Origin of the sequence: Haliscomenobacter sp. (assembly GCF_033763495.1) — a bacterium.
Lineage (GTDB): Bacteria > Bacteroidota > Bacteroidia > Chitinophagales > Saprospiraceae > Haliscomenobacter.
In genome coordinates this window covers 81,572-90,235 of record NZ_JANRKL010000162.1, presented here as the reverse complement: position 1 = coordinate 90,235, position 8,664 = coordinate 81,572, and the positions used below count along the sequence as shown (strand labels likewise).

Genomic DNA, 8,664 nt, shown 5'->3' with positions numbered 1-8,664 from the left:
ACTTAGACATAGCCTTGGTCTAAGCTCCTGCGGTAGCCCACTTCAAAACTCGTAAGTCATGTACTCTTAACTCGTCACTCAAAAATACCAATCATTCAAGGGATTTTCCCTTACCCCAGCGCCACATCCAACACCATCATGATGCTAAACCCCGTCAACGTTGCCATGGTCGCCAAATCGGTATTGCCTGCTTGCTGCGCCTCGGGGATCAACTCTTCCACCACCACATAAATCATGGCACCCGCAGCAAAAGCCAAGGCATAAGGCAGAATAGGCTGCATTACCAACACCGCAGCGGCACCAATTACCCCGGCGATGGGCTCCACTACGCCCGACAATTGCCCATACCAGAAGGCCTTCCGACGCGTCATCCCTTCCCGGCGCAAGGGCACGGATACGGCAGTACCTTCGGGGAAGTTTTGAATCCCAATCCCAATTGCCAGGGCTACGGCTGCCCCCAAACTCGCGCTGGGTATCCCTTGAGCTACTGCACCAAAAGCGACTCCGACCGCCAAACCCTCCGGGATGTTGTGCAAGGTAATGGCCAAAACCAGCAAAATGCTGCGCCTCCAACTGGTGGGCACCCCCTCCGCTTTCTCAAAGCCCAGGTGCAAGTGGGGCAGATATTGGTCGATAAAATGCAGAAACAAACCTCCACCCATAAAACCAATTAGAGCAGGCAACCAGGCAGGCAAACTTTTGCCCTCACTCATTTCAATGGCGGGCGCCAATAGTGACCAAAAACTGGCCGCAATCATTACTCCAGCAGCCAGGCCCAACATGGCATCGAGTACCTTTTGGTTAATGGTTTTGAAGAAAAAAACCAATGAAGCCCCCAAAGCCGTTACGCCCCAGGTGAAACAGGTGGCCAGCAAGGCTTGCAAGACAGGATGCAAGCCGATGAAACTTTCGGTAATGGTATTGATTGACAACATAGCTTGATCTTTATTTGATTGACCAAAAATATAATTTAGATTGGTCTAAATAAAGATTGAAGCACTACTTTTTTAAACCTACAATCGAAGGGTTCTACGATTTTTAAAAGATTAAAATTCCGGAAAGTACAAGACGATTTACACCTCCTCAATCTTCGAAGCCTTGATTGGTGGCACTTGTGGTATGCTGATGCCAGCCTGATCAAAACGTTTTTTTACGGATTCAAACATGTCGCAGGAGATGACAAAGGCATCGGCAGAGTTTTTGGCCCAAACCCAGGCCCGCACCCGAATGCCGTATTCATCGATGCGGATTACCCGCACCAAAATTGCCGGCTTACCCTTCTCAATGTCCTCGGGCGTACGATTGTCGCAGCGCAGGGGATGTTTGATGGCTTCATCAAATAGAATACTTTTGACCAAATCGATGTCCGACTTGACATCTACCGTAATTTCAAACCAGGCACAAATTTTATCATCCGCAAAATCGGCATTGATGATGATTTCCTGGTTGATCACCGAATTGGGGATGATGATGCGGCGGTTTTCAAAATCGCGGATGATGGTGTGCCGCAAGGTGATGTCCTCCACTTGGCCGCTGAGCTTGTTGTCGCGCAAACGCAAGCGGTCGTTAATGCTAAAGGGCTTGAAAATAACAATAAAAATTCCACTTACAATATTGGATAGGGCATTTTGTGAGGCCAAACCAATCGCCACCGCTAAAATCCCCGCTGCACCTAACAATGAGGTTGCGATCGCTTTCAAACTGGGCACCGAAGCAATGGCCCAACTGATGCCAATCACATAAATCACCCCGGACAAAAAATGCCGCAAAAAATGGTAATGAATGGGATCACCCTTGATCAGCTTGATGGCTTTTTCAATGAAACGTTTGGAGACCCGGTCCATGATGTAAGCCACAATGGAAGTGGCCAGCAAAATGCCGAGGAAGGTAACGACCAAGCCGAAATGGGTGCGGAAAAATTCGTTCATTGCAGGGTATGTGGGTTGGGGGTAAAGGTAGTTGGTTTTTTAGAGATAAGAACAAGAAATCGGCGCGATGGATCGCTGCCAGTGCGAAAAAAAATTAAAGAACATATTCCTATTTTAGTTCCTAAAACCTACATTCCCCCAATCTTTCCTACCTTGCACCTTCAAAAAACAAGCATGATGAACTACTGGCTCGTCAAATCCGAACCCGACGCTTACAGCTACGATGAACTGGAACGCACTGGCCGCGGCATGTGGGATGGTGTGCGCAATTATGCAGCCCGCAACAACCTGCGCGCCATGCAGGAAGGCGATCAGGTTTTGTTTTACCACAGCAATATTGGTCTGGAAGTGGTGGGCATTTGCCAGGTAGCCAAAGAGCATTACCCCGACCCCACGGCAGAATCGGGCGATTGGTCGGTGGTGGAGGTGACTCCGGTGCGGCGTTTGAAGCGGGGAGTTACTTTGAAAGAAATCAAAGCTACGCCAGAATTGGCGAACATTGGCTTGATCAAGCTGAGCCGTTTGTCGGTGATGCCAGTGACGGCAGAGGAGTTTGAGAAGATCCTGGCGATGAGTGAGGAGTAGTTTTGATGCTAAACGAAGTGCTCTAAGGTGTCCCTTGAGTGCCTAAGGTTTCTAAGGTGGTGAAAATAAATTCTGTGCACTTCTTTTTTCACCACCTAAGCAACCTTAGGCACTCAAGAAGCACTTCAGCTTGGAATCGTAATTCACCCATTTTCAAGTCCAGCATGGGATCGAAAAACCAGTAGTTTGCTGTCCAGAAACAAAACTACATGAACGACTCAAACATTCTGGACAAGCCGATCATCCACCCGGCCATTGAAGCCAAATGCCAGGAAATTGGCTTTACCATGCCTTCCGATCTGTACATCGGTACCTTACTAAAAACCTTAATTAGCTCCAAACCGGCAGCCAATGTGCTGGAATTGGGCCCCGGAATCGGCCTGTCCCTGTCCTGGATGATCGACGGCCTGGATGCCCATTCCAAACTCACCACCGTTGACAACGACCCGGCCTTGTGTGCCATCGCGCAGGATTTTTTTGGTTCCGATTCCCGCCTCAACATCGTTTGTGTGGACGGAACGGAATGGATCAAAAATTACCAAGGTGATGCGTTTGACCTGATTTTTGCCGACGCCTGGCCTGGTAAATACAGCGAGATAGATGAAACCCTGGCTTTACTGAAAATTGGTGGCTTTTACGTGATTGATGACATGTCCGCCCAACCCAATTGGCCAGCCGGACACCAGGACAAAGTGGATGCGCTGGTGGCTTATCTGGAGCAACGCGAAGACCTGACTTTAACCAAAATGAATTGGTCGACCGGCGTCATCATTGCAAGCAGAAGGTTTTGGCTTAAAAGATCTTTGGCCCCAATCCCTCCAACAAATACCCCTTGACATAATCTTCAATACCTGCTTCCAGACTGTAAAATGGCTCAGCATAACCCACGCTGTGCAACTTGGCCATGTTGGCTTCGGTGAAGTATTGGTAGGTATCCCGAATATCAATGGGGGTATCCACAAAGTCGATTTTGGGCTCCAGCCCCATAGCTTTGAAGGTATTGCTGGCCAAATCCAGGAAGGTGCGGGCCTGGCCCGTCCCCAGGTTGTACAAACCATTTTGGGGCCGCTGTTGGTACAAAAAGTACATCACCTTCAGAACATCTTTGACGTAGATGAAGTCTCGGCTTTGTTCACCGTCCTTAAAATCAGGGCGGTGGGAGCGGAACAATTTCATGCCACCCGTTTCTTTGATTTGGCGGTAAGTATGCCAGATCACGGAGGCCATGCGCCCTTTGTGGTATTCATTGGGGCCGTAAACGTTGAAGAACTTCAAACCAGCCCAGAAAGGCGGCGTTTTTTCCTGCTGCAAAGCCCAGATGTCAAAGTCATTTTTGGAGCGCCCATAAGGATTAAGGGGTTGCAATTGGCCTACTATTTCGTGCTGGTCTTCATACCCCAGTTCACCCAGGCCATAGGTAGCTGCACTCGAAGCATAAGTCATGGGGATGTTGAAACGGGAACATTGCTCCCACAATTTTTGAGTGTAATGCAGATTAAGGTGGTCAAAAATGGCAGTGTCCTGTTCGGTGGTATCGGTGCGTGCGCCCAAGTGGAAAATGAAATCTACGCTGGCATGCATGCGCTCCAGCCAGGAAAACAGTTGCTCCCGATCCAGTTTTTGGATGTAGGATTTGCCCAGGAGGTTGCGATTCTTGTCCGGCCGGCTGAATTCATCCACCACTACGAGGTTCAAATGCCCGGCATCGTTGAGTTGCCGTACCATGGCGCTACCAATAAAACCTGCTGCTCCAGTTACTATGATCATTGCAAATGGGTTAATTATTGGCTCAAAGGTACAAAATAGCTGAGCTTAAAGGACGTTGAACGGAAAGAACAATCATTCCTTTTTTGGAGGGGGCTGATAATCCAGTGGCAACAAATCGCCCAACAATTGGGATGCCCAAAATCCCTCTACCTGCACGGCAGCGGGCTCGAGGATACGTCCCGTAGCGTCCAGTTCAATGGAGGCTTTGTCCAAAAAAATCAGGGAAGTACGTGGTCCGTACTGGCCAGGTGCCCAGGAGTAGGAGGATTTGGTGTATTTTACTTGCAAGTAATTTTTAAATTGTAAAAAAAGACTGGAATCTCTTTCCACCAGAAAATCTGGATAGTCCACTTTATTGGTGTCTACCCTTTCGATGAATTTCTGCACCTCCGAGGCATTTAGCGTCTGCTGATAGGGATTGTCCTTACGAACCGCCTGATAAAAAGGGATTTTTTTCAAAGCATTTAATGCCGATTTGCTTTGGGCGCTTTCCCGAAAATTGGGATTGGGCATACGCTCTACCCAGTGCAATTCAAACCCCTGTTCTTGCAGTTTTCGCTGACGAACAGCATGACCAAAGTGCAACAAAGAACCTTCATACGCCAATAATTGATTGTTTTTCCAGCGTCGCTCCTGTTGCTTGCTGCCAGTCATAAACGTAAAAAAAGGATACCCGGTAATGACAAAATTGTGATTGACCACATTGTATTCATACTGGCTTAGGTCGTAATTGATTTTGTATCCAAAAGCTTTGTGTTCAATCTGTAGCGGTTCATCGGCGCTTGCCCGCATGGTGAACGTGGCGGTATCATAGGCAAATTGCAAAACCTCTGGATTGAGAATGGTACAATCGCTGGCAAAAAAGGTAGTGCCAATGGCCAGTTCTTTAAACACTTCGAGATTTTCGTACCATGCCTTTCCACGTTTGGCATTGACTTCAAAGGTCTTTATTTCATTGACTTTGGGGACTAGTTTAAAAACAAGAATTTTTCCTGCTAAGGATTCGGTTATGGGAAAAATCAAGGTCTCGTACCCCAAATAAGAAACCACCAACTCAACCTGTAAACCCATCGGCTTGATGCTGAAATTTCCCTCAATATCACTTTGGACTCCAATGGTGGTATTGTTGTAATAAACGTTGGCAAAAGCCAGAGGCTCGTTGGTGCTGGCGTCGACGATGCGGCCCCTTAGGCTTTGTGTATGTCCAGCAGATGCCAATCCAAAAATCAGCAGAAAAGAAAGCAATGTAGGCAATCGGGAAGCTGGCATAGGTGGGAGATGAAGGGTTCCAAGTTCCAAGGCTCAAAACCCCGAAACTCGGAACCAACAAAACAATTATTCTGCATAAGCCTCCAGCGGCGGACAAGTACAAATCAAATTCCGATCGCCAAAAGCATTGTCGATCCGGCTCACCGAAGGCCAAAACTTGAAGCCTTTGCGCAGGTAGGGCAGGGGATAGGCCGCTTTTTCACGGGAATAACTGTAAGGCCATTCATCCGCTGTGACCAGATCAGCCGTGTGGGGCGCGTTGCTCAGTACATTGGACTTTGCATCCGCTTCACCCGTGGCAATTTCGTCAATTTCTTTCCGAATCAACAAAAGGGCGTCACAGAAACGATCCAGTTCGTCTAAACTTTCACTCTCCGTCGGCTCGATCATAATCGTACCAGCAACCGGGAACGAGAGGGTAGGCGCGTGGAAACCGTAATCCATCAAACGTTTGGCCACATCTTCTGCACTGATCAAGGCTTTGAATGGGCGCAAGTCGACGATCAATTCGTGGGCGCTGCGGCCTTTTTCACCCGTGTACAACACCTCGTACTGGCCTTCCAGACGGGCTTTGATGTAGTTGGCGTTCAGGATGGCGTATTCCGTAGAAGCTTTTACCCCCACTTTGCCCAACATGCGCACATAGCCATAGCTGATCAGCAGGATGCTGGCACTGCCCCATGGCGCAGCAGATACGGCGTGGATGCCTTGATCACCACCGGTAGCAACCAGGGCGTGTTTGGGCAAAAATGGCTTCAAACTGTTGTTGACACAAATTGGTCCCATGCCCGGACCACCGCCGCCGTGTGGAATGGCGAAGGTTTTGTGCAGGTTCAGGTGACACACATCCGCACCAATTTCGGCAGGGCTGGTCAGACCTACTTGAGCGTTCATGTTGGCGCCGTCCATGTATACTTTGCCACCGTGTTGGTGGATGATGGCACAAATTTCTTTGATGCGGGTTTCAAACACTCCGTGGGTAGAGGGGTAAGTCACCATCAGGCAGGAAAGATTGGCACTGTGCTTTTCGGCTTTAGCCCCCAGGTCCTCCAAGTCGATGTTGCCCTGGTCATCGCAGCTAACTACCACCACTTCCATACCCGCCATTACGGCGCTGGCTGGGTTGGTACCATGCGCAGAAGATGGAATCAGGGCTACATTGCGGTGAGTATTGCCATTGGCTTCGTGGTAGGCGCGAATGGTCAACAAACCAGCGTATTCCCCTTGTGCGCCAGAATTGGGCTGTAGCGAGCAGGCATCAAACCCCGTACAAGCGCAAAGGTAGGCTTCCAATTCATCAAAAATTTGCTGGTAACCCTTTGCCTGATCAGCAGGAATGAAGGGATGCAAATTGGCAAAAGCTGGCCAACTTACCGGCATCAACTCGCTGGCGGCATTGAGCTTCATGGTGCAGGAGCCCAATGGGATCATGGAGTGGGTCAGGGACAAATCCCGGTTTTCCAGGCGCTTGATGTAGCGCATCATTTTGCTCTCGGTATGGTAGCTATTGAATACCGGATGGCTCAGGTATTCGGTTTCACGCTGGAGTGGAGCGGGGATTTGAGGCGTCAGGGTTCCACTAAAATCAATCGCCGCATTGGCATTTTTGATTTTGGCAAAAACCTCAGCAATGTCACTCAGATCAACTGGCAGAACTGTTTCATCCAAGGTGATTTGTACGGCTCCGACTGGATAGTAAAAATTGATTCCGGCAGCCAATGCAGCCGTTTGAATGGCTTGCTGAGTGTCAGCATCGGTTTCAATGAACAGGGTATCGAAGTAGTAGGTATTCTTTTGGTTGTAGCCAAGCGCTTGCAGGTTTTTGGCCAGAATTTGCGCGCTGCCATGCACCCTCTGGGCAATGGCTTTGATGCCCTTTGGCCCATGATAAGCTGCGTACATGCCCGCCATGATGGCCAACAATGCCTGCGCTGTACAGATATTGGAAGTCGCTTTTTCACGGCGGATGTGTTGCTCGCGGGTTTGCAGTGCCATGCGCAGGGCCCGTTTGCCGTGGCTGTCTACAGATACCCCGATGATGCGACCGGGGATCAAACGTTTGTATTCGTCTTTGGTGGCAAAAAAGGCAGCGTGTGGGCCACCATAACCCATAGGTACTCCAAAACGTTGGGAGTTGCCTACCACTGCGTCGGCGCCCCATTCACCCGGAGGGGTCAAAAGGGCCAGGGCCAGCAGATCAGAACACACGGTAACCGTAATGTCTTTGGCGTGGGCTTCCTCGGTCAGCGCGCGGTAATCTTCCACTGATCCATTACCAGCAGGGTATTGGAGCAAAATGCCGAAGCAGTTTTCATCCAATACAAAATCAGCAACCGCTTTTATCACCACCTCAATCCCCAGTGGTTTGGCTCGGGTGATCAACAAATCGATGGTTTGTGGGTAAACCTGATCGGAAACGAGATAAGTATTGGCGGTTTTGCGTTTTTTGCTCACCACACTATGGAACATGGCCATGGCTTCCGCCGCAGCTGTACCTTCATCCAACAAAGAAGCGTTGGCGATGGGCAAGGCAGTCATGTCGCTGACCATGGTCTGAAAATTGAGCAATGCCTCCAAACGCCCCTGGGCAATTTCCGCCTGGTAGGGCGTGTACTGGGTATACCAACCTGGGTTTTGGAAAATATTGCGGGAAATAACCGAGGGAGTAATGGTTCCGTAGTATCCCAAACCCAGGTAAGAACGGAAAACCTGGTTTTTGGCGGCAATTTTTTCCAACTCACGCAAGTACTCGAATTCAGAAAGTGCGTCGGGCAAAGCCAGGTCCCCTTTGAGGCGAATGGCTGCGGGTACCGTTTCATCGATGAGTTGATCGAGGGAAGAAACGCCGATTGCCGTCAGCATTTCTTGTAATTCTGCGGCATTGGGGCCAATATGTCGATCAATGAACTGATCAAAAAATGTCATTGTGCTCATGTTGCAAAACCCTGCTTGGTTTGGTTAGGAAAAAGAAAGCGCAAAGGTAGTAATTCAAGCAATAAAAATGATGGTCCTATTGTGCTTAATTACCATGACAATGATCAATTGCGCAACACTGGAACTCAAAACGAGGATCTTTGGTTGAGCACTTTTGATTTTTATTTTATCTTTAATCACA

Annotated in this window: 7 protein-coding genes; 2 read left to right on the top strand and 5 right to left on the bottom strand. The window is 49.0% G+C overall.

Annotation, left to right across the window (positions count from 1 at the left end; genetic code table 11):
• Positions 1-110: 110 nt before the first annotated feature.
• The gene (locus SFV55_RS17435; protein ID WP_320030811.1) at positions 111-935 is read right to left on the bottom strand and encodes a ZIP family metal transporter; all 825 of its coding nucleotides are present in this window, start codon (positions 933-935) and stop codon (positions 111-113) included.
• Positions 936-1,073: 138 nt separating this feature from the next.
• On the bottom strand, positions 1,074-1,928 hold the full coding sequence (locus SFV55_RS17430) for a mechanosensitive ion channel family protein (protein WP_320030810.1): 855 nt from the start codon (positions 1,926-1,928) through the stop codon (positions 1,074-1,076).
• Between the two features lie 177 nt (positions 1,929-2,105).
• Here SFV55_RS17430 and SFV55_RS17425 point away from each other — a divergent pair, with 177 nt between their 5' ends.
• Together SFV55_RS17425 and SFV55_RS17420 are read left to right on the top strand one after the other, a co-directional pair.
• Positions 2,106-2,513: an EVE domain-containing protein gene (locus tag SFV55_RS17425; protein ID WP_413776718.1), complete on the top strand. Its 408-nt coding sequence runs from the start codon at positions 2,106-2,108 to the stop codon at positions 2,511-2,513.
• A gap of 209 nt (positions 2,514-2,722) precedes the next feature.
• Entirely contained in the window at positions 2,723-3,349 is a 627-nt protein-coding gene (locus SFV55_RS17420; RefSeq protein WP_320030808.1) for an O-methyltransferase, read from the top strand.
• Here the strand turns inward: SFV55_RS17420 and rfaD are convergent.
• The 3 genes from rfaD to gcvP all read right to left on the bottom strand — a co-directional run bounded on the left by rfaD (position 3,306) and on the right by gcvP (position 8,483).
• Positions 3,306-4,280 carry an ADP-glyceromanno-heptose 6-epimerase gene (rfaD, locus tag SFV55_RS17415; protein ID WP_320030807.1) on the bottom strand — a complete coding sequence of 325 codons (975 nt, stop codon included), beginning with the start codon at positions 4,278-4,280 and terminating at the stop codon, positions 3,306-3,308. The genes SFV55_RS17420 and rfaD overlap by 44 nt on opposite strands.
• Positions 4,281-4,352: 72 nt before the next feature.
• Positions 4,353-5,549: a carboxypeptidase-like regulatory domain-containing protein gene (locus tag SFV55_RS17410; RefSeq protein ID WP_320030806.1), complete on the bottom strand. Its 1,197-nt coding sequence runs from the start codon at positions 5,547-5,549 to the stop codon at positions 4,353-4,355.
• Positions 5,550-5,615: 66 nt separating this feature from the next.
• The gene (gene gcvP, locus SFV55_RS17405; RefSeq protein ID WP_320030805.1) at positions 5,616-8,483 is read right to left on the bottom strand and encodes an aminomethyl-transferring glycine dehydrogenase; all 2,868 of its coding nucleotides are present in this window, start codon (positions 8,481-8,483) and stop codon (positions 5,616-5,618) included.
• Positions 8,484-8,664 lie beyond the last annotated feature (181 nt).

Bases quoted from the DNA above. Each gene is read 5' to 3' on its own strand.
- gcvP (WP_320030805.1), bottom strand. From the start codon at position 8,483: ATGAGCACAATGACATTTTTTGATCAGTTCATTGATCGACATATTGGC.
- SFV55_RS17435 (WP_320030811.1), bottom strand. From the start codon at position 935: ATGTTGTCAATCAATACCATTACCGAAAGTTTCATCGGCTTGCATCCT.
- SFV55_RS17425 (WP_413776718.1), top strand. From the start codon at position 2,106: ATGAACTACTGGCTCGTCAAATCCGAACCCGACGCTTACAGCTACGAT.
- rfaD (WP_320030807.1), bottom strand. From the start codon at position 4,280: ATGATCATAGTAACTGGAGCAGCAGGTTTTATTGGTAGCGCCATGGTA.
- SFV55_RS17410 (WP_320030806.1), bottom strand. From the start codon at position 5,549: ATGCCAGCTTCCCGATTGCCTACATTGCTTTCTTTTCTGCTGATTTTT.
- SFV55_RS17430 (WP_320030810.1), bottom strand. From the start codon at position 1,928: ATGAACGAATTTTTCCGCACCCATTTCGGCTTGGTCGTTACCTTCCTC.
- SFV55_RS17420 (WP_320030808.1), top strand. From the start codon at position 2,723: ATGAACGACTCAAACATTCTGGACAAGCCGATCATCCACCCGGCCATT.